General features: G+C 42.3%; 21 protein-coding genes and 1 tRNA gene. 9 read left to right on the plus strand and 13 right to left on the minus strand.

What is annotated here, in order from left to right; translation table 11 throughout:
* Positions 1 to 155: 155 nt before the first annotated feature.
* On the minus strand, positions 156 to 1,439 hold the full coding sequence (purD, locus tag IQ246_RS07745) for a phosphoribosylamine--glycine ligase (protein WP_194001682.1): 1,284 nt from the start codon (positions 1,437 to 1,439) through the stop codon (positions 156 to 158).
* A gap of 483 nt (positions 1,440 to 1,922) precedes the next feature.
* Here purD and IQ246_RS07750 point away from each other — a divergent pair, with 483 nt between their 5' ends.
* Complete coding sequence (locus tag IQ246_RS07750) at positions 1,923 to 2,870, plus strand: NAD-dependent epimerase/dehydratase family protein (RefSeq protein WP_194001684.1); 948 nt, start codon at positions 1,923 to 1,925, stop codon at positions 2,868 to 2,870.
* 655 nt (positions 2,871 to 3,525) lie between these two features.
* Complete coding sequence (locus IQ246_RS07755) at positions 3,526 to 4,290, plus strand: thioesterase II family protein (RefSeq protein ID WP_194001686.1); 765 nt, start codon at positions 3,526 to 3,528, stop codon at positions 4,288 to 4,290.
* Positions 4,291 to 4,354: 64 nt separating this feature from the next.
* Here IQ246_RS07755 and IQ246_RS07760 read toward each other — a convergent pair whose 3' ends face one another.
* The gene (locus tag IQ246_RS07760) at positions 4,355 to 4,759 is read right to left on the minus strand and encodes a biopolymer transporter ExbD (protein WP_194001688.1); all 405 of its coding nucleotides are present in this window, start codon (positions 4,757 to 4,759) and stop codon (positions 4,355 to 4,357) included.
* Positions 4,743 to 5,396 (minus strand): MotA/TolQ/ExbB proton channel family protein, encoded by a 654-nt coding sequence (locus IQ246_RS07765; protein ID WP_194001690.1) that lies wholly within the window; start codon positions 5,394 to 5,396, stop codon positions 4,743 to 4,745. The genes IQ246_RS07760 and IQ246_RS07765 overlap by 17 nt, the downstream gene beginning before the upstream one ends.
* Positions 5,397 to 5,720: 324 nt before the next feature.
* Between IQ246_RS07765 and IQ246_RS07770 the strand changes: the two genes are divergently transcribed.
* Positions 5,721 to 7,157, plus strand: coding sequence for an energy transducer TonB (locus IQ246_RS07770; protein ID WP_194001691.1), 1,437 nt, complete (start codon positions 5,721 to 5,723; stop codon positions 7,155 to 7,157).
* Between the two features lie 204 nt (positions 7,158 to 7,361).
* Here the strand turns inward: IQ246_RS07770 and IQ246_RS07775 are convergent, their stop codons facing one another.
* On the minus strand, positions 7,362 to 9,116 hold the full coding sequence (locus IQ246_RS07775) for a sensor histidine kinase (RefSeq protein ID WP_194001693.1): 1,755 nt from the start codon (positions 9,114 to 9,116) through the stop codon (positions 7,362 to 7,364).
* A gap of 383 nt (positions 9,117 to 9,499) precedes the next feature.
* Here IQ246_RS07775 and dpdE point away from each other — a divergent pair, with 383 nt between their 5' ends.
* A complete protein-coding gene (dpdE, locus tag IQ246_RS07780) occupies positions 9,500 to 12,814 on the plus strand; it encodes a protein DpdE (RefSeq protein ID WP_194001696.1) in 3,315 nt (1,104 codons plus the stop codon).
* A gap of 85 nt (positions 12,815 to 12,899) precedes the next feature.
* Here dpdE and IQ246_RS07785 read toward each other — a convergent pair whose 3' ends face one another.
* The 5 genes from IQ246_RS07785 to IQ246_RS07805 form a co-directional block, all read right to left on the minus strand.
* On the minus strand, positions 12,900 to 13,301 hold the full coding sequence (locus tag IQ246_RS07785; RefSeq protein ID WP_194001698.1) for a type II toxin-antitoxin system VapC family toxin: 402 nt from the start codon (positions 13,299 to 13,301) through the stop codon (positions 12,900 to 12,902).
* Positions 13,301 to 13,537, minus strand: a complete 237-nt coding sequence (locus IQ246_RS07790) for a hypothetical protein (protein WP_194001700.1) — start codon at positions 13,535 to 13,537, stop codon at positions 13,301 to 13,303. Before IQ246_RS07790 ends, IQ246_RS07785 begins: the two co-directional genes overlap by 1 nt.
* A gap of 281 nt (positions 13,538 to 13,818) precedes the next feature.
* The gene (locus IQ246_RS07795) at positions 13,819 to 14,454 is read right to left on the minus strand and encodes a Uma2 family endonuclease (protein ID WP_194001702.1); all 636 of its coding nucleotides are present in this window, start codon (positions 14,452 to 14,454) and stop codon (positions 13,819 to 13,821) included.
* A gap of 66 nt (positions 14,455 to 14,520) precedes the next feature.
* Complete coding sequence (locus IQ246_RS07800; RefSeq protein WP_194001704.1) at positions 14,521 to 16,074, minus strand: YcjF family protein; 1,554 nt, start codon at positions 16,072 to 16,074, stop codon at positions 14,521 to 14,523.
* 218 nt (positions 16,075 to 16,292) lie between these two features.
* On the minus strand, positions 16,293 to 17,942 hold the full coding sequence (locus tag IQ246_RS07805) for a Ppx/GppA phosphatase family protein (protein ID WP_194001706.1): 1,650 nt from the start codon (positions 17,940 to 17,942) through the stop codon (positions 16,293 to 16,295).
* A 264-nt stretch (positions 17,943 to 18,206) separates the two neighbouring features.
* Here IQ246_RS07805 and IQ246_RS07810 point away from each other — a divergent pair, with 264 nt between their 5' ends.
* On the plus strand, positions 18,207 to 19,088 hold the full coding sequence (locus IQ246_RS07810) for a 4-hydroxybenzoate solanesyltransferase (protein WP_194001708.1): 882 nt from the start codon (positions 18,207 to 18,209) through the stop codon (positions 19,086 to 19,088).
* On the opposite strand, the gene IQ246_RS07815 is transcribed toward IQ246_RS07810, so the two are convergent.
* Positions 19,051 to 19,221 carry a hypothetical protein gene (locus IQ246_RS07815; RefSeq protein WP_194001710.1) on the minus strand — a complete coding sequence of 57 codons (171 nt, stop codon included), beginning with the start codon at positions 19,219 to 19,221 and terminating at the stop codon, positions 19,051 to 19,053. The genes IQ246_RS07810 and IQ246_RS07815 overlap by 38 nt on opposite strands.
* A 277-nt stretch (positions 19,222 to 19,498) precedes the next feature.
* Between IQ246_RS07815 and IQ246_RS07820 the strand changes: the two genes are divergently transcribed.
* Positions 19,499 to 19,819 carry a hypothetical protein gene (locus tag IQ246_RS07820; protein ID WP_194001750.1) on the plus strand — a complete coding sequence of 107 codons (321 nt, stop codon included), beginning with the start codon at positions 19,499 to 19,501 and terminating at the stop codon, positions 19,817 to 19,819.
* Positions 19,820 to 19,846: 27 nt separating this feature from the next.
* Here IQ246_RS07820 and IQ246_RS07825 read toward each other — a convergent pair.
* The 3 genes from IQ246_RS07825 to IQ246_RS07835 all read right to left on the minus strand — a co-directional run bounded on the left by IQ246_RS07825 (position 19,847) and on the right by IQ246_RS07835 (position 21,470).
* A tRNA-Val gene (locus tag IQ246_RS07825) sits at positions 19,847 to 19,918 on the minus strand.
* 92 nt (positions 19,919 to 20,010) lie between these two features.
* Positions 20,011 to 20,742, minus strand: a complete 732-nt coding sequence (gene radC, locus IQ246_RS07830; RefSeq protein WP_194001712.1) for a DNA repair protein RadC — start codon at positions 20,740 to 20,742, stop codon at positions 20,011 to 20,013.
* 515 nt (positions 20,743 to 21,257) lie between these two features.
* Positions 21,258 to 21,470, minus strand: coding sequence for a hypothetical protein (locus tag IQ246_RS07835; protein WP_194001714.1), 213 nt, complete (start codon positions 21,468 to 21,470; stop codon positions 21,258 to 21,260).
* Positions 21,471 to 21,556: 86 nt separating this feature from the next.
* Here IQ246_RS07835 and IQ246_RS07840 point away from each other — a divergent pair, with 86 nt between their 5' ends.
* Genes IQ246_RS07840 through IQ246_RS07850 form a run of 3 tightly spaced genes read left to right on the plus strand, consistent with a single transcriptional unit; the run spans position 21,557 to position 25,582 of the window.
* On the plus strand, positions 21,557 to 22,225 hold the full coding sequence (locus tag IQ246_RS07840; RefSeq protein ID WP_194001716.1) for a sigma-70 family RNA polymerase sigma factor: 669 nt from the start codon (positions 21,557 to 21,559) through the stop codon (positions 22,223 to 22,225).
* A gap of 37 nt (positions 22,226 to 22,262) precedes the next feature.
* A complete protein-coding gene (locus IQ246_RS07845; protein WP_194001718.1) occupies positions 22,263 to 23,183 on the plus strand; it encodes a DUF1822 family protein in 921 nt (306 codons plus the stop codon).
* Between the two features lie 26 nt (positions 23,184 to 23,209).
* Positions 23,210 to 25,582 carry a CHASE2 domain-containing protein gene (locus IQ246_RS07850; RefSeq protein WP_194001720.1) on the plus strand — a complete coding sequence of 791 codons (2,373 nt, stop codon included), beginning with the start codon at positions 23,210 to 23,212 and terminating at the stop codon, positions 25,580 to 25,582.
* The last annotated feature ends 75 nt before the right edge of the window (positions 25,583 to 25,657 follow it).

Raw genomic sequence — 25,657 nt, forward strand, 5'->3', positions numbered from 1 at the left:
ACAGATGTTTACTTTAATTTTACCGTGGCTTCAGGAATGGTGGGAATTGGTTGAGTATTAGAAACAACCTCTGGGGAATAAAGAGAAATTACTTACCGATGTTCTTAAACGTGCCGTCGTGGTGTTGGCAGTCTTCTTGATTTTTAATGTAATGCTCACTGCTTCCCATTTGCTACTCTGTAACCGATATCTTTACGGTAATATATCCCCTCAAACTGAATATGTTTAATTCCGGCGTATGCTTGGGCGATCGCTTGCTCCAAATTTTCTCCTACCCCAGTCACATTTAACACTCTACCCCCGTCGGTTACTACTTGTTGTTGGTTCAACTTCGTACCAGCATGAAATACAGTTACTCCTGCTGCCTCTGCCTCTGGAATGCCAGTAATCACCTGACCTTTCTCGTATTCGCCTGGATAACCGCCTGATGCAGCAACGACGGTGGCAGATGCTCCCTCTTTCCAAGCTATGGGCGGCAATTCGCCTAACCGCTGTTGTACGCAAGCCAAAATCAATTCTTCTAGGGGTGTTGCTAATAGTGGCAAAATAACCTGCGTTTCTGGATCGCCGAAACGACAGTTAAATTCTAGAACTTTAAAATTGCCATCGGGTGCAATCATCAACCCAGCATACAGCACACCTCGGTAGTCAATGCCCTTAGCTCGAAGAGTGGCGATCGCCTTATCTAATACTTCTGTTTGAACGCGTGCCATCAACTCTGGCGTAGCTATGGGTGCTGGGCTGTATGCTCCCATCCCGCCAGTATTTTCGCCCGTATCGCCCTCGCCAATTCGCTTATGATCTTGAGCTGGCAACAAAGGCCGAATCGTTAACCCATCCGTCAATGCTAAAACTGATACTTCTTGCCCAATCAAACATTCTTCAATGACGACAAATTGACCAGCACTGCCAAACTGTCCCTGGAAAATGGCATCAATGGCACTCTGGGCTTGTTCCACGGTTTCGGCAACTGTTACACCCTTCCCAGCCGCCAAGCCATCAGCTTTGACGACAATCGGTGTACCTCTAGCTTTCACATAAGATTTTGCTGCTACTGCCTCCGTAAATACCGCAAACTGTGCCGTCGGAATTTTCGCCTCCTGCATTAAGGCTTTTGCCCAAGCTTTACTCGCCTCAATCTGCGCTCCTGCTTTTACTGGGCCAAATACCATCAGTCCCTTGGCTTGGAGGTAGTCGGTGATTCCCTTAGCTAAAGGCACTTCTGGTCCAACTACTACTAGAGAAATGCCATTTTTCAAAGCATATTGGCTCATGCCTTCAAAATCATCTACCGCCAAAGGCAAGTTCTGACAACGTTCCATGATTGCTGTACCTCCATTCCCAGGTACACAGACAATCTGCTCAATTTGCTTGGATTGCAACAGTTTCCATACCAGAGCGTGTTCGCGCCCCCCATTACCGACAACTAAAACTTTCACTGATTTCCTCGTGCGTCCCTTGCGAAACGAGAATGCCTTATAGCCACTCGCGGATCAATTTTTCACCAATTCTTATACTTATGCAAGCCCCCCTGACTGATAAGAAGTTGCGTTCAGTTGTAGAAACTGATGGGTTGGATTGGAGAAAGGGGACTGGGTGTAGGGAAAACTCTTTCCTATTTTATTTATCAAACATCCCATAACTTTAATTTACCCTATTGCTTTAATTCTTCAATATATGCTGTATTTACTTTGAATATTTAACTTCCATAAACAACACATTTCTAATTTTTATTAATAGCAACCACTCAATATAAATACTGATGCTTTTTTATAATTAATTACATATTTAAGTATTTGCTATGAGCTTTTTCCAAGGCTAAAATGATTTTTCAAAAAACAATCATCAACTAATGACGATATTGATCGCAAGTATTAACCTGTTAGTATTGTGATTAATAAAATATCAAAAAAGTAAGGGACATGGTTAAAGTTATTGTCACTGGAGCCGCAGGATTTATCGGTTCTCAGCTTATAGAAACATTGTTGGAACAAGGGCAAGAAGTCATTGGGATTGATGAATTTAATGATTACTACGATCCGATGTTAAAGCGTAAAAATGTCGCACACTTACATTGGTTGCCTGGCTTTACATTAATCGAAGGAGATATGCAATTTTTAGATTGGCAGACACTCTTAAAAGATGTTGATATAGTTTACCATCAGGCTGCACAGGCAGGTGTAAGAGCGAGTTGGGGTCGATCTTTTCGAGGTTACACCGAACGCAATATTAACGCTACACAAGTTTTGCTGGAAGCTGCAAAAGATGCTAAAAACCTCAAAAGGCTAGTGTTTGCCTCTTCATCGAGTGTATATGGTGACGCGGAAACATTACCTACCCACGAGGGAATTTGTCCCCAACCAGTTTCTCCTTACGGCATCACTAAGCTAGCGGCTGAGCTATTGTGCGGACAATATCACAAGAATTTTGGCGTGCCTTGTGTATTATTGCGCTATTTCACAGTTTATGGCCCCAAGCAGCGCCCAGATATGGCATTTCATAAATTTTTTAAATCCATTTTGCAGAATGAAGCAATTCCTATTTACGGCGATGGACAGCAAACACGGGAGTTTACGTTTGTAAGTGATGTCATCGCCGCCAATTTGGCCGCCGCCATCGTACCCCAAGCTATCGGGGAAATTTTTAACATCGGCGGTGGTAGCAGGGTGGTTTTAGCAGAAGTATTGGACACAATTGAGGAAATTGTCGGCAAACCAATCAAAACGAACCACATAGAAAAGGCAATGGGAGACGCTCGTCATACAGCTGCTGATGTATCTAAAGCACAGAAAATTCTGGGGTATCAGCCGCAAGTTTCTCTAACAGAGGGGTTAATTCAGGAATGGCAGTGGATTAAGTCGTTGTATTAAAAGCTTGCTTAAGGGACTTGCAGGAAATAAAGTATACAAACAGTAAAAATAATAATCATTATGAGGATTAGAAAGCGGTTGCCGACGGCAGTCGCTTTTTTTGCCTGACAAATATGCACTCCAAACAATTATAGGACTTACGCAACTGGCACACAAGGCTTCTGGTATAAGAGTCAAGGGTCAAGGGTGAATGGCACTAAGAAAAGCCCAAAGGCTTGTGTCGTCTCGTTCCCAGCCCCCAGGCTGGGAATGTGTTTAAAGAGGCTCTGCCTCTTGTCAAGCTAGTGGAGGCAGAGCCTCCCAGAATGGGTTCCCAGCCCCCAGGCTCTTAACCAGTCAGACCAGTCAGAGCAAGGGCTGTATCTTTTCTTAGTGCCATTCGGTCAAGGGTCAAGGTTTTTTGGACTTTTGACCTTTGACTCTGGACAACCTCTGGCGTTAAAAATATGACACTTGCGTAAGTCCTGAATTATAGCGATTGCGACGAGTCAGTTCACGAATCAAATCGGATTACTATAGTAAGTACTGAAGAATCAAAATTGTTAAACGTTAATGGCGTTGCCCAAGGTTAATTTCTTTAATTTCTGTCATCAGATGCTCGTGGATATACTTAATGATTCCAGCAGGCTCGTGTTATTAACATCTAAGTTCCATTATGACAACTAGACCACTCTTCAATTGGCTTACTTGTCGTCAGCCTAATCCTCAAGCAAATTTGCGTTTATTCTGTTTCCCTTATGCTGGTGGTAGCGCTTCAATTTTTCGTACCTGGTCTAAGAGTTTACCTGGAACTGTCGAAGTCTGTGCTGTGGAACTTCCGGGACGGGGATCTCTGATGAAGTTGCTTCCCTTGACGCGGTTAGAGCCACTTGTAAATGCGATCGCATCAGAGCTTGTACCATACTTAGATAAGCCATTCGCTTTGTTTGGTCACAGTATGGGTGGACTAATTAGCTTCGAGTTGACCCGTCTACTACGCTCCAAGTATAGTCTGACTCCATTTCACCTCTTTATATCTGCTCGCCTTGCTCCGCAAATCCCGTTAACAAAATCACCTCTCCACACATTATCAGAGCCTGAGTTGTTGGAGAAACTTCGTAATTTCAACGGTACACCTAAAGCAGTGCTAGAAAATCAGGCATTGATGGAACTGTTTTTGCCAATTCTGCGAGCAGACTTTGCAATTGTGGAAACCTATGTATATGCTCAGGAACCGCCGTTGGAATGCCCGATTACTGTTTTTGGTGGTTTACAAGACCAAGAAGTTAGTTATGAGGCTTTGCAAGCATGGCGGGAGCAAACGATCGCAGCTTTCTCATTACAGATGTTTAACGGCGCACATTTCTTTATACACTCAGAGCAAGTGGTATTATTGAAAAGCATAGCCGAAGAATTACAGATGCGAGCGCCAGCAGCATAAGCTAAATGTGGGCGATCGCTAACACAATCGCCCGACAATCATTTTTTATCAGCTAATATTTACATTATGGTTTTTGGGTGGCGATCGCTAATTTTGCTCCCTCAACTTGACGTACCCGATCCATTACCGTCACTACCTCGCCATAACCGACTTTTTCATCGGCATTAATAATCACTAAAACTTCTGAGTTAGAACCGACTAGAGCACGTACTTGCTGTGTCAAATTATCAATTGCAACAGGTTGACGATTGAGGCTAATCTGTCCTTTATCATCAACCGTGACGGTGATTTTAGTCGGAACTTGTTGTTGTTTTGCCGTAGCTGCTTTCGGTAAATTTACTGGCAATCCTTCTGAGCGCGTTAAAAATAGAGTTGACATGATAAAAAATGTCAAAATTGCAAATATCACGTCAATCATCGGCACAATATTAATCTGTGGTGGCAAATCAGGTTCATCTGGTAGACGCATAAGTTTTTTCTCCTCGTTCATAACGACGGCGGTAGAGTAATTCGAGTTGTCCCCCATACTCCTGAATCAGTGCTATTTGGCGTTGGTACAATCCCCGGAAAGTGTTAGCAAATAGGAGTGTAAATATAGCAACGATCAATCCTGATGCTGTTGATACTAAAGCTTCACTAATCCCGGATGTGACACCTGCTGTTTTAGTACCTCCCACATCACCAAGGTTTAAGGAAGCAAAAGAGGCAATCAATCCTAACACAGTTCCCAGAAGACCCAACAGTGGAGCCAAACCGATAATTGTCTCTAGAATGTTTTGAAAGCGTTTGAGTAAAGGTATCTCAGCTTGCGATTCACTTTCTAATGCCAAACGAAATTCCTCCGGATTTGGCTCCTCCAATTCTAAAGCCGCAAGAAAAATGCGGGCTAGTGGCAAATCTGCATTTTTCTGAAGTTTATCCATTGCACCGACAACGTTATCGAGTCGATAGAGGTTTAAAACATCTCGCACTACGCGGCTTTGACGTTTATTAATCCTCACCCAAAAACTGACGCGCTCGATTATCAGCCCCACTGCCAATACTGAAAAACCCAGCAGGGGCCACATGACCACACCACCTGCTGTAAACAGATTTTGAATTCCCATGTAGTGCCTCTAAAATGCCAACAATAACACATAGTCAGACTATCAGAATCTTGAGAAAGGCTGATAGAATTTCTCAATTAAATTTAAAATATAATGATAAATTTTTTAAATCAATCAGTCATGATTTTTATTTACCTATTTGTTGGCTTTATATAAAAAAAAATAATTCGGTTAAATAAAAATTAATATTGTTCAAAAACCCTGATATTAAAAAGATGTTCATCATAAATGTGCAGTTCGCAAAAAATTTTAATTTTTTACTTGCGTATTTGCACCAGTAGATCCTAATATGACTAGATTAGTGAGAATAGGTAGCAATAGGCTATGAGCTTTTCTGGCATCACTGTTGAGCAACGTTCTAAAGAAGTTCAGGCTCTTAAGTCTTTTCTGACTTACAGTTTGATTGGCTCGCTAGCGCTGCATATCGGCGCACTGTCATCAGGCATAGGTAATTTTTTGACGCGAGTACCTCAACTAGAAGAAGAACCAATAGAGTTGGCCATCGTTGAACCGACTACAGAACCAGAAAAACCAGTCAAAGAAATTCCAGAAGAAATCAAAAAACAGCCTGAAGTTGTACAAAAACAACCCGTAGTAAGTCAACCAGTACAAAAGGTTGTTGAAAGCCCAAAAACTCCGCTAGTTCAACAGCAAACAGAAAAGGTTACGACCATACCACAAAAGGCACAGCCGACAAATACCCCGCCAAAGGCAGTTGCTACTAGGTCAGAAGTTCCTGTACAATCTGCACCTGTCACTCCATCTAACGACAATTTAAGACAGCAATTGAGCCAACTGAGAGATTCTAAACCAAATCTAGGTGGCAGTAATAATACAGTTCCATTAAATAACCTTAGCAACTCTGGTTCTGGGGTTGCTTTAAATACAGGCACAAGTAGAGGTACGGGCATAGGTACTGTTAGAGGCGTCAGCACTGGTATAGGTACTAGTGTAGGTACTGGTACGGGCAATCAATCAGGAAACCGTTCGCCAGTAGTGACAGCACCGACAACACCAACACCTCCAAAAATCAATAATTCAGGTACTGGTAATACTGGTAATGGTCGTGCAGCTTGTCGTGAATGCGCTGCTAAGTATCCAGAGGCAGCAAGACGACGAGGAATAGAAGGAAGAGTAGAGGTAGCTGTTGATACTGATGATAAAGGTAATGTTACCAATGTACGAGTTGCTAAATCCAGTGGAAACCGCGACTTGGATGAAGAAACCCTGAGACAAGCACGTAACTGGAAATTAAAACCCGCATCTGGTGGTAGACAAGGAGTGTCGATCGCAACTGAATATGCCATACAAGGCTCACGGCGACACCGCCAAGCCCAAGAACAGAAAAAACGCAGAGAAGCGCAAGAAACAAACCAGCAAACAGCGACTTCAAACACCGATACCAACACAACTCGCAGACGCAGGCGATCGCTAACACCTACAATTACAGATGTTCCCCCCGAAAGACCAGCAGAATCTAGAGTTACCCCTCAGATACGCCGTCCAAGAGGAGAAAATACTGCCGCAGGTTCAGCATCTGAACCTCGTCGGACAACTCCCACTCAGGGAAATGCCAGAGAGTCTTTACGCAGCATCCGCCGTCAGCGAGTGTCTGGTGATTCATCACAAAAGCCACAAGCAACCACAAATCGACGGCGGCGCAAAAGAGAGGATAATAGCCAAAACAGGTTACTACGCCGCTTGCGCCCACAACCCCAATCACAGCCAACTGCACCCCCTGCTGGTGCAAGTCAGGAGTAGAGTAATACAGGACTTACGCAAGTGTCATATTTTTAACGCCAGAGGTTGTCCAGAGTCAAAGGTCAAAAGTCCAAAAAACCTTGACCCTTGACTCTTATACCAGAAGCCTTGTGTGCCAGTTGCGTAAGTCCTATAATATAGGAATCACTCTTCCATCATGGGGTAAAACTTTGGTTTTTCGTTGGCTGAAACGCCAAAAATTCCTTAATTTTTCCAAGGAAGTTTGACTGTAAATCGACTGCCTCTCCCCAATGCGCTTTCAGCATGGACACTCCCACCATGCAACTGTACAATTCTTTGTACCATTGCTAATCCTAAACCTGTGCCTGCTTGACGACGTGTGTATGCATTATCAACATGCACAAAAGTTTGAAATAATTTAGAGAGGTCGTCTGAAGAAATACCAATACCCGTGTCTACCACGCTGATAAAGATATATTCGTTTGTTGAATTTGGCTGAACTTCAATCCAAACTTCGCCGTCGTCTGGAGTAAATTTGACAGCGTTATTCAACAGATTAATGAGCATTTGCCTGATACGGTACTCATCGACTTGGATGGGTTTAAGTCCTTCTGGTATTTGTGAACTTAGCTGGATATTTTTCTTAAATGCTTGCTGTCTCACAAAACTGAGGCTCGAATTACATAATCCTTGGATAGAAGTGGGAGCCAGTTGCAGTTCTATTTTACCGGATTCGATTTTGGCAAAGTCGAGGATATTGTTGATCAGTTCTAGTAAATGCTTACCGTTAAGTTCCAGAGTCTTTAGAGACTGGCGCTGTTCTTTGGTTAGAGGGCCGGACACCTCACTTTGAAGTGCTGTGGCGATCGCTAAAATCGAGTTAAGAGGAGTCTGGAATTCATAGCTTATATTCGCTAAAAATGTACTTTTAGCACGATTTGCCACTTCGGCAACTTCTTTAGCCTCACGCAGGGCGGATTCTGCCCGGATGCGATCGCATACTTCCAAAGTTAGCACCACAAAGTCAGCAATAGAGCCTACAAAGTTTTGCTCAATCAATTCCCAATGGCGGGGAGTTCCAACCTGTTCATGAAATACCATTCCCACCACTTCACCGCCAACCCAAATGGGTGCATTAATTAAAGATACGATGTTTTCTGGTTCTAGCAGATTAGCCCATAATTCCTTTACACGTAGATCGTTGCGCGTGTCAGTGACGATGATGGTACAGGAAGTTGCCAGCGTTTTAAAGTAGATAGGATAGTCTTTGCGCTTGAGTTCCGCACCTGCGGAAAATCTTTGCTTGCTACGTTCGTAGAGATTTACACATTGTAGTTTAGTGCGATCGCCATTATAAATCCACACGCTGACTCGCTCGACTTCTAAAGCATTCGCTGCTGTTTGTGTGATCACTTTGAATGCTGTATCTAAATCTCCGTCTGAAACCGCCCTGTGATTTGCCAATTCTGCCAGTGCCCGACTATGCTGGCCTAGTCTGCGTTCATTCTGGATGCGCTGTTGAATTTCTTGCTGTAACTCTTGAGTTCGCTGTTCAACTCGCAATTCTAAATCCTCTTTAGCGATTACTAGTGCTAAAAAGGATTCGCGTAACTGTTGCACCATCTGGTTAAAAGAGCCAGCCAATACCTCCAGTTCCTTGATACCCCGCACTATCGGCACTGAATCTTCTGGATGGCTGAAATCGACTGAAGTTGAGCGTTGAGCTAAAGCTTTTACCGCCGTGCTTAAATGGAGGATTGGTTGAGCTATCCAGCGAGCGGTAAAAATTCCCAGCAATGCAGCCAGTCCAAAGGCTCCCACATAGAGCAAAAATGTGGTTTGAGTATTAAGATCAATCTGCCCATTGCGGGTTGGTAAGTATGCGGTGAATCCCACCACTAGCGAGATTTGTAGCAAAAACAATACTACTAGGACGCGACTTAGGGGCACGCCTTTAACTAGTGAAGAAAGCCAATTTTGCCCAGGTTTTTGGATCATCTGCCTGCTTCACCCCGTTTTCAAATGCTCCCAGTGCTTTTAGCGTTGGTCGTTGAGTTAATCTTATGCTATTCGATACCTTTGATATCTATTTCTTCGTAGAGCAGCAAGTTCGCTATTTTCAGGGCTAATCTATAGTTCGCATTTGGCCGGGTCAAGTGTAAATATACCACAGGACGTCAATAAAGCTCAGGCTACGCCCGATGGGCAGGGGTCACTGAGAAGCCCGCGCTGTATGCCTAACATCAGCGTCGGGAGTATGTCACGTATGAGACATCAACAGCGATCGCAAATTATTTACAAAATTTCCATAGCAAGCTAGTGTGGAAGGCTGTAGCTATTGCCGTAATAATGTTTTTTAGTGTGTTCAGAGGACTGGATCTATGATTGAGCTTGGTTCATTGGTGCAGTCCCAGAATAATGACTTGGGGATAGGAAAAGTTACTAGAATATCTGATGATGATGCGATTGTTGAGTATTTTTGCTCAGTAGGACAACGCCTGGAAAAAACTTTACCTTTAAATTCGCTCTCTAAAGTCAGACTTCAGGCTCAGACTCGATGTTATATTAATTTGGGAACTCAAGACACATGGATTATTGGCAGAGTCTTCGATTGGGACGAAGATAGAAGAAAGTATCAAATTGACCTACCTGATAAGAAAACTGCGATCGCAATTGAACAAGAAATTTACGTTCGTTGCAATCTACCCATCGTCGACCCGATTGAAACCCTTGCAATGAAGGGTCAGGAAACACCCTATTTCCACGATAGAAGATTGGCTTTTGTCAAATGCTTGATTAAGCAACGTGCTGTTAGTCGCGGGATGACAGGACTGATTTCAGCGAATATCAATCTTTATCCTCACCAAGTTGAAGTTGTCCGGCGCGTCTTAGAAGACCCAATTCAACGCTATTTACTAGCAGACGAGGTGGGACTAGGAAAAACCATCGAAGCGGGTGTGATTTTGCGTCAATACCTCCTCGATGAACCGAAAAAACGTGCGGTGGTACTAGTTCCGCAACATTTGCTCCAACAATGGCGGATTGAGTTAGAAAATAAGTTTTATCTGTCCCATTTTCCCGAACGGGTGGTGGTGCTTCCGGTTGATGATATCCATCGAATTAACCCGAAAGCGAAAGTAGGTTTATTAATTTTAGATGAAGCCCACCACATCGCGGCAATGGCAACCTCTAAGGATGCAGCAGTGCGCCAGCGTTTTGAGACTTATAAAAATCTTGCTCATAGAAGCGATCGCTTACTTTTATTATCTGCCACACCTGTTCTAAATCATGAACAGGATTTTCTGGCAATGCTGCACCTACTCGACCCAACAACCTATAAACTAGAAGACCTCGCAGGATTTCGCGCCAGAGTTGAAAGCCGCCAGGAAATTGGTAAAGTTCTCCTCTGTTTTAGGGAAGGTGCGAATCCTTCAGTTTTACAAACCAACCTTCAGCAACTGCAAAATCTGTTTGCAGAAGATCAATATTTGTTAAATCTTACACAAGAGTTGCAAAATTGCTTACAAACATCAGAAACACTTTCCACTGAGCGAGATAAAATTGTCCGAGAGATTCGCACCCACATCAGCGACACCTATCGGCTTCACCGTCGAATGCTTCGCAACCGTCGCGCTTCGGTGGAAGATGTCATATTTGATCGCAATGTTACACTTAAAGAAGAATATGACTTAGATGAGCGATCGCCTGATATCTACGAACTCATCGAAAAATGGCGTACCACTGCTCCCAATGAAGAATCCTATAGACGAATTTTTCTGTTATTATTCTTAACTTCTGGTACTTGGTTAGGCATTTTAGAACAAGTAATTACTGCACGTTTAAGCAGTATCCGTCATAGTGGATTGATTCGGGAGTTTGGCGAAGACGATATCCACATCTTGACTACAACCCCAAAATTTCCAGAAGAAGCAGAGATTTTGGAATCATTGCTAGGGATTATCAGACAGCCTTCAGAAGATGGCGATCGCATCGAGCTACTAACAATCATACTGCTCTATCGCTTATCAGAAATCTTAGGACTCCAATCTTTCCGCAGTAATATTAAGCAATTGTGCGAGCGGGTAAAACAGAGAATTAAAAGACCTGTTCCCGGTGACTATTTGCCTAAAATTGTCATATTTACTGGTTTTGAACAAACTTGCGCGGAAATTATTCGTTCTTTATCTGATACTTTTGGTGCAGGAACTATAGCTAGTCATAAATCAGAACAGACTCCCGCACAAGTTGAAAGTAACTTAAACCAGTTTAAAAGTAACCCTAATTGCTTTATCCTTGTTTGTGATGCCTCTGGAGAAGAAGGTCGTAACTTCCAGTTTGTTGATTGGATGATTCATTTTGACCTTCCCTGGTCGCCAAATCGTTTAGAACAAAGAATTGGTAGAATTGACCGAATTGGTCGGCCCATAAACGTTGAGTTTACAGTATTAGTTGGTGCAGACATAGGAGATAGCCCTCACGATGCTTGGTATCAGTTATTAAAAAATGGGTTGCGGATCTTTAATCAATCAATTGCTAGTCTCCAATTTTATGTTGATGCAAAATTGGCAGAATTAGAAGCAACCCTGTTTGAATCAAGCGCTAGTGGAATGTCAGAAACCATAGAAAAAATCCAACTAGAAATCGCTGAAGAACAAGTAAAAATTAGTGAGCAAAACGCATTAGATGAAATTGATACTCAAGAGGAAGGTGCTACCCAGTATTTTCAAGAACTAGATAATTATGACGCTCGTCATTTAGAAATTAAACGAGCAGTTGAAGGTTGGGTTGAGGACGCGTTACACTTCCAAGCATTTGAGAACTCGAATTTAGCAGAAGCATGGCGTTATCAACCTAATAAACGTACCTTGCTACCAGTCGATGAATTAAGAAGTCGTTTTGCTAACCATACAGAGCAATTTGGTACTTATAACCGCAGAGTCGCAAACCAGAGTTCTGATATCAAACTCTTTCGTATTGGCGAAGGATTGGTAGAAGCGCTGTTTAGCTATATAGATTGGGATGATCGAGGTCGAGCTTTTGCTTTATGGCGCACTGACCAATCTTGGGATTCTGGGGAAGGAATGGAGTGGTTTGGTTTCCGATTCAATTATGTAGTCGAAGCAAATTTAGAAATTGCGAGACAAGTCCTAACAAAAGCTAAGTTAGATGATACTAAATTTAAGATTTTGAAGCGCCGTACCGATGCATTATTCCCTCCAATTGTCGAAACTATTTTTATTGATGCTCGGAATGAGCCAATGTGCGTTGTTGAAGATGAAAATCTTTTGAATATTTTGCAACTTCCTTATAAGGATAGAAGCAACAATCAATACTGGGATTACAATTTGGCAAAAGGTCGCTTAAAGATTATTGACGATTTTGTTGATGCTAGTAAGTGGCAAAATTTTTGCTATCAAGCGCGTAGTACATCTTTAGAATTACTCTCCAAGCGTCTTGATTTTATCAATTTGTGCGAACAACGTGCCAAAGTTGCTGAAAAGAAATTAGCCAATAGATCCGAACAATTACGCCTACGTTTGAACCGACAAACTTGGGATTATGCAGTTGCTGAAGAATTGAATGTAGAAAGTGGTTTGAATGAAGCAATTTTAGAAGGAATTCGCCAGCCTCAGATTCAACTCGATTCTGTTGGTTTCATTATTCTATCAGGGCGATCGCCTGTACAATCTGAGTGAATGGTTGAGGGTAAAGATTACAGTTCAAAGGTGCGATCGCATTATTTTAGCTAATAATATATCAGGTGCGATCGCAATTTCTTTTTTACCAAACAATACTTATTCCAGATGAAATTATCTTGGCATCTCGACTAATCAAAGGTAAACCCATACACTTGGCCGTTCCAGCAATAATCCTGTCAGGCATATCTGGAACAGTATCGCGTGGTATTGTAGCTAATGCATCAACGATTTCAGTTGTTAAGTTGACTAAAGCTAATCCACTACTTTCATTAGTTAATGCAGTATCGAACTGATATTTCATATCTGCCGATATTCGTCTTCTTTCTTGCAAGTAAACTATTTCGACTAAACAAATTGTTGGTATGTAGATTATAATTTCACCCCTATCGCACTTGTCAAATGCTTCATTTGCAGCAATACTTAGGTTTGGACTATTCTCTAAATACCAAATCAGTGCATGAGTATCTGTTACCAGATTAGACATTAAATATCCTCACGCGGGAAGTTTTCCCAAACTTCTTCTCGCATTTGAGCAATATCTAATTCCGAAATATTACTACCTCGCCATAATCCTCGCAACGACTTTCGCGGTTTTAACTGAATACTTGTTAACTCGCATTCAATCTGGGGTGCAATTCGCTCGATTACGCGTATTTTATCTATCAACGAAAGCTGTTTTATTAGCTCTAATACCTCTTCGAGAGTTATTGTTTTATCCATTGTTTTTGACCCTCAACTCTTGCTGATACGCTAGCATAGTTTACAATAACTATCTTAAGTAAAGCTAATATATAGTAATCCGGTTTGATTGCTGAATCACTGGTAGAGACTGGGAATAGGGAATGGAGAATAGGGAATAGGGAACAAGTAATAAAGGTGTACTGAATTTTTTTCAAAAATCAAATAGGAATCCTATATAACTCTAAGCATTAGAATTCAAAGGTGGGATGGCGCGAAGCACCCGCTGGAAGCGATCGCTAATTATTAATCAACCTCACTAGTTAATCTTCAATAACTTGTCCAGCTTGAAAAATTTGGTTAGCTGTCATTTTCAAATCGGGGAAAGTTGGGGATAGAATGCAGTCGTTACCTCGAAATTGGCTAACCTGATATTCTCCATCTACTAATTCATAAAGTGAGAGAGTAGGAAGTTTTGGATCGCCGATAAACTTCCTCGCACCTAATGCGGCATAATCCACAATCCAATATTCTAGAATACCCATCTCCTCATAATCAGCAAGCTTTTTATAGTAATCATCGCGCCAATTTTGGCTAACAATTTCAATCACTAAAGGAATCGAACTACCTTGAGTGACTGTTGAGGATTTTTTCCAAAGTGATTCTGAAGTTAAACAGGGACGATTCAAGATTAAAATATCTGGCAAATAACCTGATTCACCTTCAGGAGGTTTTACTATTGCTTGGTTGGGGATAAAGTAAGTGAGGTTTAATCGTTTTAACTCAAAAGCAATTTCAACAGTCAAAAACCCTTTTATTTCTTCATGCTTACCGACTGGTGGCGTCATCTCAATAATTACTCCATTATGTAGTTCATAACGTACTTGGGAATTGTCTGGATACCATTGAATAAATTCCTCAAAGGTTATTACTTTTGTTGCTGGTTGAATTGGAGTCATAAATCACCTAACAATGCTGATGGGAAGATTAGACATGATAACTATCTTACCTATCTAAATAACATCTTAATTCTCGGTTTCTTTATCATGTTCAATCACCTCAGATCTATCTTTTAACGGCTTAACCACTCGCGCGATCGCTTCTTGAACAAAAGCTTTAATAAATTCATCTCGGCGATTAATTTGAAATTGTCGCTGCACTACCTCCGTCATCCCACCATCACCCCAATCTTGGTCATGACGAAAATATTCAATAAAACTTTTTCCAGCAATTCTAGTTAAATAAGCCGCTGTTACACCTTGAATTGCTCTACCAATAATAAAAGTGGCAACATTCAGTTGCAAAGCTGTAGATAATAATTGAATCGCTCCCTTAACTATCCCCAAACTGGCGATGGTTTTCGCTAAAGAAAGGGCTAATTCTCGCCCCCGTTCCATGTTTAATTCACAACCATAGACTCTACCAATTTCTACGACCATTTGAGCATTAACAGCAGCAGTAGCCAGTAAATCTACCACAGGCACAGGCGTAACCGATACCACACCAGCACCAATCCACTGAAACCGTTCTACAATTTTGTCCGCTTGACGGCGACGCTGGCCATCGATGAGTTTTCGCGCCTCGTCTCCTAGCCGCAGAGATTGCAGCAGGATGTTATCTGCTACCAAATCTTCACCCTCAGCGCGTAAAATGGCAGCCATCCGCCGCAGCATGGGGACAATATCCGGTTCTGGCTGGAAGGTTTCGCCTGTTTCTAGTTGTGCAGATTGGGGATTAGCAGCGATCGCAACTACATCATTAGGGGCGATAAATCCCCGCACCCGTTGACGCAATCTAGCAAGGATGGCTTCTTGAGCATCATCTGTGTATAAGTCAGTTTTGTTGAGCACAAGCAGCGATCGCTTACCTATTTCCGCCAACCCCCGTAGCGGCTCATATTCTGAGCTTAGCAAGTCATTATCCACCACAAACAACAGTAAATCTGCTTCCGTCGCCAATTCCCGTGCTAGCTGTTCCCGTTCTGTCCCCGCTACCCCCGCTTCCAAAATCCCTGGCGTATCTGTAATTAAAATTTTGCGTTCCAATCCCTTCAACCGCAGACAATAGGTTTCTCCTACTTGGGTTGTTCCCATTGGTGCATCAACTTGGCCTACCATGCGTCCCATAACGGCATTGACTAAGGAAGTTTTGCCAGCACTTCCAGTACCGAACACCACTACTTGAATCTCACCACGTGCTAAATTGACTTCAATCTCCCGCGATCGGCTTAATAAAGCTTGGCGTGCTACTTCATCTTGAATTTGTGCTACTTGTTGTCGTACAGCTTGGAGAGTTGAAGAAGCCGCATCAGATTTGGCTGCGGGAATTTGCGCTGGTGTTACTCGCTTCGGGTTGCGGCGCGATCGCTTCTCCCCAGCCTGCATTACCAGTACATAATAAATAAAAGCTGCAACCAAGGCTCCTATGAGCAAAATTAGCAGCAACAGCAGTAAATTGCCTAGCAGTGGAGAATAGGACAACTGCCAGTATAGGCGTGAGAGGGAATCAATCAGCCATAGGCTTAGCCCCAAAATGAGGATCAGACCAACAACTAGCGTTACTATGCGCGACAGAGGCATGGATAGCAAATATTAATGAGTATTTAGTAGGCAGATGCTTCTAATCTTAATAGCTTCAGTATTTTTCACCAGAGTGTACAGAAGAAATTTTTGGTAAACTGACGACGAGTTTTGTATAAAACTCACTATCGAACTCGTGCGGCTGGATTCCTCGTTTTTGCAAAAGCGGAAACGTTGCTTTCTCAGGCGCTAAAATTTAGTCCAATCAATTCGCAACATCAGGTGCTGGTAACAGCAGAATTTTGTAGAGTTGCAATTAATTTCACTCCAAATTCTTCTTCAAATACTCCTTTTTTATAATCTAAGCTCCAGAGTTCTAAAGCACAATCATCATCAGTTTGAGATGAAAAAATTAGCAGATTGACATGCCGAAATTGGGGATAATACTCACATTGCACTTGAGCGATCGCTCCAATTTGTCGCCTATCTAATGCAACTGCTAGTCTTAAAATAGCGCTCAATTGGCTGACTATTTGGCGATGCTGTTTAGTCAAAAAATTCTGATAATTTTCATGTTTTTTCTTGGGCGGCGATTTGCGATGATAACGCGCTAAATTGGCAATGATTTCAATCTCAGTTTCTGTATAACCAAGTAATTCACCATTGCGAATTAGATAGTAAGAGTGCTTGTGGTGAGACGAATGGCTGACATAATGACCGCAATTGTGCAATATCGCAGCAGCCCAAAGTAGTTGGCGTTCGTCTAGCCCCCAGTTGTGTAGAGTCCCTTGAGTTTGGTCAAATAAACTATGGGCAAATGCTGCCACGCGATCGCTATGTTCTAATTTCACATGGTACTTACTAGCAAGTTTTAAAACATTGCGCTCACGAACCGAACTTTGGTAACGCAGTCTATCTTCAATTAAACCGTGAGAGAGCATCCAGTCTACAACAACACCTTCCCTTAGAGAGCGCTCACACACTGTTACCGACTCAGCGCCCAAAAGGGTCATTGTTTCCTGTAATATTACTGCCCCTGCAAGTATCACTTCAGACCGCTTATCTGGCATACCCGGTATTGCAGCCCTTTCTGAGTTACTCAGTTTTCGCAAGCGATTTACCAACTCCCGCAAGTCTTTGAGACTAAACTGGTAGCCATTGAGAGTGGAGGGGACAACACCTACCTTTTCCCGTGCATTAATCATCGCTAGGGTTTCAATCGTCCCAGCCGTTCCGATCAAACGTGGAGATTCCCCAAACTGTAGGTTTCCTAGGACCTCATCTACAGAACGTTCCAGCATCCCGCGGGCATAGGCTTGCAAATACTGAAACTCGGTGTTGCTGATGGGGTCGGTGGTGATTAACTCCCCAGTTAGCCGAACTGCACCGACTTTGGTACTGGTCAGAGTACGCGGTTCATGACTATCACCTAAAATTAATTCTGTGGAACCACCGCCAATATCAACAATGGTATGGGGCTGGTTATTAAATTCCATCCCCGACAGTACCCCTAGATAGATGCGTCGCGCTTCTTCTTGACCAGAAATCAAGTCAACGCTTAAACCCAACTCCGTTTCTACCTGGTGTAAAAAATCTTTACCGTTGGGAGCTTCTCGCACAGCACTAGTTGCCACTGCAATAATTGTTTCAGCGTTTAAAGTTTTGGCAACTTTTTGGAAGCGTCCTAAAGCGGCGATCGCTTTTTTAATGATCTCTGGTTTCAGGTTCCCTGTAGCCAAATCGCGATCGCCTAGTCTCACAGTATCTTTTTCTCTGGCGATAATGCTAAAAGCTGGTAGTGTCGGGTCTATTTTAACAACTACCATGTGCAGCGAATTTGTTCCTAGGTCAATAGCAGCAATAATCCGATGTCGCTCAACTGATTGAGTTGGAATACTCTCCCAGCTAGCCGAAACTAAATTCAGCATCTAGTTTTCTCTCTTTAATCAGAAATAATGGTAAAAGTGGTGTGTCGGGGTAGTTGGCACTTGTATCTGTTGCAACACACTTGCTCTGGTTAAATAAGCTAAGTATATTCACCCTGCTACTTGTAATTTTAGTGATTGTTTAAACTATTTAAAGTTGCCAGTTGTAGTTATGCTTCTACAAATAGCAAATAACGATATTCTATAGATGTAAAGATGCATTAATTCATTTAACTAAAGTTAAGTTCTTAATTTTTTATTGATTCTATGTTAGGGACGCCAGAACGCAACCAAGAACCTATATGGCTGGTAATTATTCGGCTTCTACGGTGGCATAAACCAGAAGGGCGCTTAATTTTGATGATTCCTGCCCTCTGGGCTGTGTTTTTGGCAGCTTCCGGAAAACCGCCTTTACCTTTGGTTGGCGTGATTATCTTGGGTACTCTCGCTACAAGTGCGGCTGGTTGTGTTGTCAATGATTTGTGGGATCGGGATATTGATCCAGAAGTGGAGAGAACACGCGATCGCCCCTTGGCTTCCCGCGCCTTGTCTGTGAAAGTTGGGATTGTCGTCGCTGTAGTAGCGATGGCATGTGCAGCAGTTCTTGCCTTTTATCTTAACCCTCTGAGTTTCTGGTTATCTGTGGCAGCAGTACCCGTGATTGTGCTTTATCCAGGGGCAAAGCGGATATTTCCAGTGCCGCAACTAGTGCTTTCCATTGCTTGGGGTTTTGCCGTGTTAATTAGCTGGAGTGCGGTGACGCAAAACCTTTCCTCACCGACTTGGCTACTTTGGGGCGCTACTATCCTGTGGACATTGGGATTTGATACGCTTTATGCAATGAGCGATCGCGAAGATGATCGGCGCATTGGTGTTAATTCTAGTGCTCTATTTTTTGGTAATTATGCCCCTACTGCCATTGGAATTTTCTTTGCTGGGACAATTCTCTTACTTGGTTGGTTAGGCGTCTCAATCCACCTTCAGCTTGCTTTTTGGATTAGCTTAGCAATTGCTACTATTGGTTGGATTTGGCAAACTCTGCAATTAAAGCAGCAAGACCTACTTAACCCTATGTATGGTCAGATGTTCCGCCAAAATGTGTGGATTGGTTTTATGTTACTTGCGGGGATGATTGCCGGATCTTTTTAAGATGCGATCGGCTTTGCCGTGCCCCTTGGGCAATCGCTGATCTTTGATCTCTAAGTTCATCAAGCATCTGTGTTGCAGCTTGACGGATAGAAATGATGGCGATCGGTTGCTCTTGTTTATCTAGTTCAATCATCAGCGACAAATGCGCTGATTCATTTACAATACTTTACTTTCCATCTCGGAAGTAAAGTTTATTGTCTTTTACTTTAAATAGCCACTATCGACTGTTAGCCTTTTAATTAAGGAAAGCAACATTTGAGCGTAATTAAATGTGTCTTATGTGCTTGACAAAGCAGAATAATTTTATATTCACTTTAACAGCGCTCATCTAGTTTGTCAGGAATCTCCAAGATATTTATATTTCGCCAACTATACAAACTCAACAAGCCGAACTCACAACCCCGACGATGATGAATCATTACTCTCTTCAATGGATCGAGGCATGGTGCCAAGAAAATGGCTGGACAGATTTGTTTGTCGAACGGCGTAACAACTTCTGGGCTTTTCCTCCAGGCGGAGTAATGCCTGAACCAATTCCATCTAAAGTTCTCAGATCAATTAAAGCCGAAAAGGGATTAACTTTTGAGGAACGCTTGTGGTCGATGTCCGCAGTAATTGGGACAATTCTAGCTGTTCTTTCTACCTTTTGGCTCCAGTCTCCCATGCCATTAGTTTTTGCTTTTGCTTTTAACGCGGTTACAGTGGCTCAATTTGAGCTTGAGGATGCCTAAATTTTTAGCTTAATTGATTGTGATTAATGGGCGATACTGGATTTGAACCAGTGACCCCATCCGTGTGAAGGATGTGCGCTACCACTGTGCTAATCGCCCAAGACTCTCCATAGTATCATAGCTAACGTGCAAACACAATCAAGAACGCGGAAAATGGCGAGATCAAGGAGAATTTCCAAACGAAAATTGTATTAATCACCCTGGGGATACTCATTCCATAAGGTTGTCGTTTCCCTTAAACTCTGGTGATTGCCATTACCCAAAATGAGGTGATCCAGCAGTGGAATTTCTAAAAACTGCGCTCCTGCTAATAACTGGCGCGTCAATTCTATATCTTGCTGGCTGGGTTCAATGTTACCGGAAGGATGGTTGTGGGCAACTATTACCCGCGTTGCTCCTTGACGAATAACTTCTCGAAAAATTTCGCGGGGAGAGGCTAAGGTTTCGGTGGCTGTGCCGATGGTAATCACTTGTGTGCCTAGCAAGCGATTTTTGACATCTAATAGCAGCACTGCAAAACGTTCTTGTGTCTGCCACATTAAATCTTGACTCAGAGCAGCAGCAGCTACAACTGGGCTATCAATCGCTGTACGGTCTAGGGGACGGGATTGAAAGGCGCGTTTCCCTAATTCAATAGCCGCCAGGATAGTTGTCGCCTTGGCTGGGCCAATACCAGGTATTTGCATCAATTCTGCGGGGGTAACTTCTCGGAGAACCGTCAAGGGGTCACGCTGGTGTTTGCCTAATTCGGTCAAGACATATTGTCCCAGACCCACAGCTGACAGTTTTCCTGGCCCTTGACCCGTGCCTAAAAGAATTGCTATTAACTCTGCTGTAGCTAAAATTTTGGGGCCATGGGTCATTAGCCGCTCACGTGGACGTTCATTTGTGGGTATATCGGCAATTCTGAGGCAATAGATCATAGAAAAACTTAGAGAATAATCACCCTAGATGGAACTATTCTTAGTTATCCCTTGTTTGTGTTCGTAATTATATTCACTAGAGAAAATTTTTAATTTTTTTGGCGGCTGTCCACCACCGAAAACAATAGTCATAATCACGGAGACTACCGCTAAGCTACAAGACATTTAAATTGCACAATTATTCATGAGGGCTGTCATGCGTCATTAGTCGAAAGTATTTAGGACTTACGCACACTCTACGAATTCTCGGCGTTCTTCTCTACCAGACGCTGCGCGTTCACGTAGTGTTTCGTAGAGAAGGTGTCTTCTGTGCGATCCGCTGCGCGTTGGCGAAAACTTCTCGTAGAGATGGCGGTTCGATAAATTAAGCTTTTTGGCAACTTTCGCGTAAATCCTGGTATTTACAAAGGACACATGATTAATGACGGTCTTAGCCAGTGAATGTGCAACTTCTTGGACGCACATTAGCTTAACCAGTTCCTTCAAACGCTTTAAATCAGGACTTATTCACTACCTTAAGACGCACAATCGGACACTCCTACCATTGGTACACCATACCAATACGAGCTATGTGCATCCAATATTGTGCTGTTGCTGGGCAACAATCCCAAGGTTTGACAAATTTCGGTTTGAGATTTCCCCAAATCTGCCAGCAACATAACCGCGAAAAATTTCAACTTGAGTGTGATAACTAGATAGTAAACCTTACTTATCAAGGCATTAGACATCAAGTTATGGATTCGCTTCTTGGGACTTCAACTCCTCAGAGGGATCTTCAGGATACTTCTGCAAGTGTTCAAAAAGGAGATCGTCGATGATAAAGATGCATACTGCAAATGATCTCAATCAACAACTGCAACAGCTCGTTGCCGAAGCCTGTTTGCATCCAGCGAGAAGTTTAATGCGGCGGCAAAAACTCACACAGATAGTTCGATTAGTAATGAAATCGGGCAAACTATGGAAGGAAAACACACCTTATTATAAGGATGCTTTACAACAAACTTGGTTGTATTTCTGTCGGAATCCAGAGCAGTATAACCGGGAACGCTGTAGTGTCATCACTTGGCTCGATAATTGTCTCAAATGGCGACTGCAAGATTTCCGTGTTTGGGAAGCAGAGAATCAAGCTAGGGTTATTCATATATCTATGCTAGGGACTGAAGAAATAACTAACAATATTGAAAATTTGCCAGCAGACCCAGAGATTCCACCAATTTTAGAAGAGACTTATCAATGGGCTACTACAGATCCAGACGGAGAATTGACCAGTATTCATGTTAAAGGACGCCCTGACGTGACTTGTCAAATTTTAATCTTGCGGCGACTACCTCCAGAAATCCCCTGGAAAAGTATTGCTAAAGAATTTAACCTCCCCCCGTCAACCGCACCAAATTTTTATAAACGCGAATGCCAGCCTCGCTTGCGAAATTTTGCAATCAGGCAAGGGTATCACGAAATTTTAAATTCAAGCAGAGATAACTGAAATAGAGGAATACAAATTGAAACGAAGGTAAACCACTATGAGTCATATTACCGAGAATATAGAAATAAAATCTATTCCGATGGCGATCACGGAGACAGCATTGAGAATAGCACGTCAATTTGCTGGGCAACAGACAACTTTAGAAAAAAAAAGACAGGTTTATCTTAATACTTTGGCAGTGTGTGTTGTCAATGACTATATGGAAATGATGGACATCGCAACTGATTTAAAAGGTAGCGACAGTTGGAATCCAGCTATGCGCCTTTATAGCGATGTAGCAGACTTGAAGTTAATTAAATTAGGTTATCTAGAATGTCGCCCCATGGGGTATAGTGCCCCAATTTGCAACATTCCAGCAGAAGTACCGGACGATAGGATCGGCGTAGTAGTAGTTAAGCTTGATACTGAACTTCAACAAGCAACTCTATTTGGGTTTGCGAAAACAGTAATAGCTGGTGAGTTGCCCATCAATGAATTGCAAAGCATTGACGACTTACTTGCACATCTAGATCACCTCGAGTGCAATCAGAGTGAAATTAAACTCAGTCATTGGTTGCAGAATATTTTTGAGGCAGATTGGCAGTCTTTAGAAGAAATTTTACTTCCCAAATCACCACAACTAGCTTTTCGTTACAGAAGTGGAGTTACGCGGGGGAAGTTGGTTGACTTAGGAATACAATTGCCAAATCAATCAGTGGCACTGATTGTTACACTTACACCAACGAACTCAGTAGAAATCCAACTGAAGTTGCAGGTACATCCTAATAGAGAACAAGCCTGTTTACCTGAAAATCTCATTGTGAAGGTACTAGATGAAAAAGGGGTTGCTGTTATGGAAGCCCATGCTAAAAGTACCAACGCTCATATAATACTTGAATTCAGTGCTCAACTTGGAGAACGCTTTAGTATTAGGTTAGAGCTAGGGGATACTAATATTACCGAAAAATTTATTGTTTAAGTACATGCATTAATCGGTTGCTAACGATGCAGAAATTGGTTGTCTTGAAGTTAGACGGTAATTTGAGTGAGGGAGTGAAAGCCACGCTGGAGATTGGGGGAGAAGGAGATCGCGCCACTACGGAAATTCGAGGATACCTGACCCCAAAGCCAGAACTAATTACACACTATAACCTATGGCGGGCGACCTACAGAGGGTTGGAAAATTTTCGCATCACGCCTATAAATATTAGTATTGCAAGTACTCGTAGCGAGCAGGTTAAAAACTGCCGTAAATTAGGTGAGAATTTGAGCGAACAAATGAATAGTTGGCTCAATTGTGAATCGTTTCGCCCACTAAAGGAGAAACTACTTAAACAATTAACATCTGATGATAGGATACGGGTACTGATTAAAACCGACGAGATTTGGTTGCGACGGCTCCCTTGGCAGTTATGGAATTTCTTTGAAGATTACTCTCAAGCAGAAGTTGCCTTAAGCGCCCCAGAATATGAAAGTTTGCCGAAATTAAAAACAGTTTCTTTTAAAGAGAAGGTAAAAATCTTGGCAATTCTGGGTAATAGTCAGGGAATCTTTATTGAGAAAGATAGAAACCTATTGGAAATATTACCAGATGCAGAAATAACTTTTCTGGTAGAACCACAGCGCAACCAGTTAAATGAACAACTTTGGGAACAAGACTGGAACATCTTATTTTTTGCAGGTCATAGTTCCAGCCACGAGGATGGTAAGAGCGGCAATATTTATATTAATCAAACAGATTGCTTGACAATTGATGAACTAAAGTATGCTCTGTTGAAAGCTGTAAGTAAGGGGTTGCAGTTAGCTATTTTTAATTCTTGTGATGGCTTAGGATTAGCACATCAACTAGAAGACTTGCACATCCCACAAATCATTGTTATGCGGGAGCCAGTGCAAGACTTTGTGGCACAAGAATTCTTAAAAAATTTCCTCAAAAGATTCTCTGATGGTGAATCTATGTACTTAGCAGTACGAGAATCAAGGGAAAAATTACATGGTATTGAAGATAAATATCCTTGTGCGGTTTTCTTACCTGTAATTTGTCAAAATCCAGCAGCTGTACCACCAGCTTGGAAAGATTTTCTGATAAACCCACAAATAGAAACTAGCAAGCCGCAAGTAAATAAATATATAACTCAAGCGCAGTTTCGGTGGCGTAGTGTTCAAGTAGTGCTGTTATCTAGTTTGATTGTTACTGGTTTGGTAATGGGGGTGCGATCGCTTGGTTTATTGCAGTCATCTGAACTAAAAGCTTTCGACCACTTGATGGGGCTACGTTCAGAGGAAAAACCAGATTCGCGTTTTTTAATAATTACTGTTGATGAAGCGGATATTCAGTATCAGAATCGGATGAAAATGAATATGCGATGGTCACTATCAGACCAAGCACTCGCACAATTATTAAAAAAACTAGATCAGTATCAGCCAAGAACTATCGGCTTAGACATCTATCGTGATTTCCCTGTAGACTCCGATAACGCAGATTTAGCAACTAGGCTAGCAAAAGATAAACGCCTTTTTACCGTATGCAAAGTTTCTGCGGCTCTTGATGGTGCGCCAGAAGGTACTCCTCCAGCACCTGAAGTTCCAAAAGAACGCCAAAGCTTTAGTGATTTTGTTGCAGATGATAATGACATAGCCCGCCGTCAGCTTTTGCATTTAACACCTCCTTTAACATCTCCCTGTGCGGCAGAATATTCTTTTAGCCTCCAAATCGCGCTTCATTATTTGGAGACTAAAGGTATCAAGTCATATATTAACCCAGACGGTAACTTGCAGATTGGCAACGTCGTATTTAAACAATTAAAATCTCATACTAGCGGCTATCAAGGAGTCGATGCATCGGGTTATCAAATCCTAGCAAATTACCGTTCGCTTTCTTCTTTTCAAAACATTGCTCAGCAAGTATCTCTTAGAGATGTTCTTAATGACCGGATTAACTCCGAATTAATTAAGTTGTTGAAAGAGCGAATTATTTTGATTGGTGTTATTGCTCCAACAACTACTGATTATTGGAAGACTCCCTATAGTGCTAAAGTAGGGGCTAATCAAAAGCTGATACCGGGAGTCTTTGTTCAAGCTCACATGATCAGCCAGATCCTGAGTGCCGTTCTGGATCATCGACCTTTACTTTGGTGGTGGCCTACTTGGGTTGAAGTACTCTGGATATGGGTATGGTCATTATTGGGAGGAATTTTAGCGTGGTATATTCGGCACCCAGTGCGTCTTGGGGTAGCTGGAGTAATAATGCTATTGTCATTATTTGGTATATGTTTTGGCATTTTTACGCAGGCTGGATGGATACCATTTATCCCAGCAGCACTGGCATTAATAGTTACACAATTAGCGGTTGTGTCTAGAGATGTTCATAATCGGTAACTTTTAGTAGCAAACTTTTATATATTTAGCTTCATGATGTTATTATGTCAGTATTTACACGGGTATAAACATCAT

This window comes from aff. Roholtiella sp. LEGE 12411, from assembly GCF_015206995.1.
GTDB lineage: Bacteria > Cyanobacteriota > Cyanobacteriia > Cyanobacteriales > Nostocaceae > Komarekiella.

What these genes read in the sequence shown, in the direction of transcription:
- IQ246_RS07750 (WP_194001684.1), top strand. Translation starts at nt 1,923, where the DNA reads ATGGTTAAAGTTATTGTCACTGGAGCCGCAGGATTTATCGGTTCTCAG.
- IQ246_RS07755 (WP_194001686.1), top strand. Translation starts at nt 3,526, where the DNA reads ATGACAACTAGACCACTCTTCAATTGGCTTACTTGTCGTCAGCCTAAT.
- IQ246_RS07760 (WP_194001688.1), bottom strand. Translation starts at nt 4,759, where the DNA reads ATGCGTCTACCAGATGAACCTGATTTGCCACCACAGATTAATATTGTG.
- IQ246_RS07765 (WP_194001690.1), bottom strand. Translation starts at nt 5,396, where the DNA reads ATGGGAATTCAAAATCTGTTTACAGCAGGTGGTGTGGTCATGTGGCCC.
- IQ246_RS07770 (WP_194001691.1), top strand. Translation starts at nt 5,721, where the DNA reads ATGAGCTTTTCTGGCATCACTGTTGAGCAACGTTCTAAAGAAGTTCAG.
- IQ246_RS07775 (WP_194001693.1), bottom strand. Translation starts at nt 9,116, where the DNA reads ATGATCCAAAAACCTGGGCAAAATTGGCTTTCTTCACTAGTTAAAGGC.
- dpdE (WP_194001696.1), top strand. Translation starts at nt 9,500, where the DNA reads ATGATTGAGCTTGGTTCATTGGTGCAGTCCCAGAATAATGACTTGGGG.
- IQ246_RS07785 (WP_194001698.1), bottom strand. Translation starts at nt 13,301, where the DNA reads ATGTCTAATCTGGTAACAGATACTCATGCACTGATTTGGTATTTAGAG.
- IQ246_RS07790 (WP_194001700.1), bottom strand. Translation starts at nt 13,537, where the DNA reads ATGGATAAAACAATAACTCTCGAAGAGGTATTAGAGCTAATAAAACAG.
- IQ246_RS07795 (WP_194001702.1), bottom strand. Translation starts at nt 14,454, where the DNA reads ATGACTCCAATTCAACCAGCAACAAAAGTAATAACCTTTGAGGAATTT.
- IQ246_RS07800 (WP_194001704.1), bottom strand. Translation starts at nt 16,074, where the DNA reads ATGCCTCTGTCGCGCATAGTAACGCTAGTTGTTGGTCTGATCCTCATT.
- IQ246_RS07805 (WP_194001706.1), bottom strand. Translation starts at nt 17,942, where the DNA reads ATGCTGAATTTAGTTTCGGCTAGCTGGGAGAGTATTCCAACTCAATCA.
- IQ246_RS07810 (WP_194001708.1), top strand. Translation starts at nt 18,207, where the DNA reads ATGTTAGGGACGCCAGAACGCAACCAAGAACCTATATGGCTGGTAATT.
- IQ246_RS07815 (WP_194001710.1), bottom strand. Translation starts at nt 19,221, where the DNA reads ATGATTGAACTAGATAAACAAGAGCAACCGATCGCCATCATTTCTATC.
- IQ246_RS07820 (WP_194001750.1), top strand. Translation starts at nt 19,499, where the DNA reads ATGAATCATTACTCTCTTCAATGGATCGAGGCATGGTGCCAAGAAAAT.
- radC (WP_194001712.1), bottom strand. Translation starts at nt 20,742, where the DNA reads ATGATCTATTGCCTCAGAATTGCCGATATACCCACAAATGAACGTCCA.
- IQ246_RS07835 (WP_194001714.1), bottom strand. Translation starts at nt 21,470, where the DNA reads ATGTCTAATGCCTTGATAAGTAAGGTTTACTATCTAGTTATCACACTC.
- IQ246_RS07840 (WP_194001716.1), top strand. Translation starts at nt 21,557, where the DNA reads ATGATAAAGATGCATACTGCAAATGATCTCAATCAACAACTGCAACAG.
- IQ246_RS07845 (WP_194001718.1), top strand. Translation starts at nt 22,263, where the DNA reads ATGAGTCATATTACCGAGAATATAGAAATAAAATCTATTCCGATGGCG.
- IQ246_RS07850 (WP_194001720.1), top strand. Translation starts at nt 23,210, where the DNA reads ATGCAGAAATTGGTTGTCTTGAAGTTAGACGGTAATTTGAGTGAGGGA.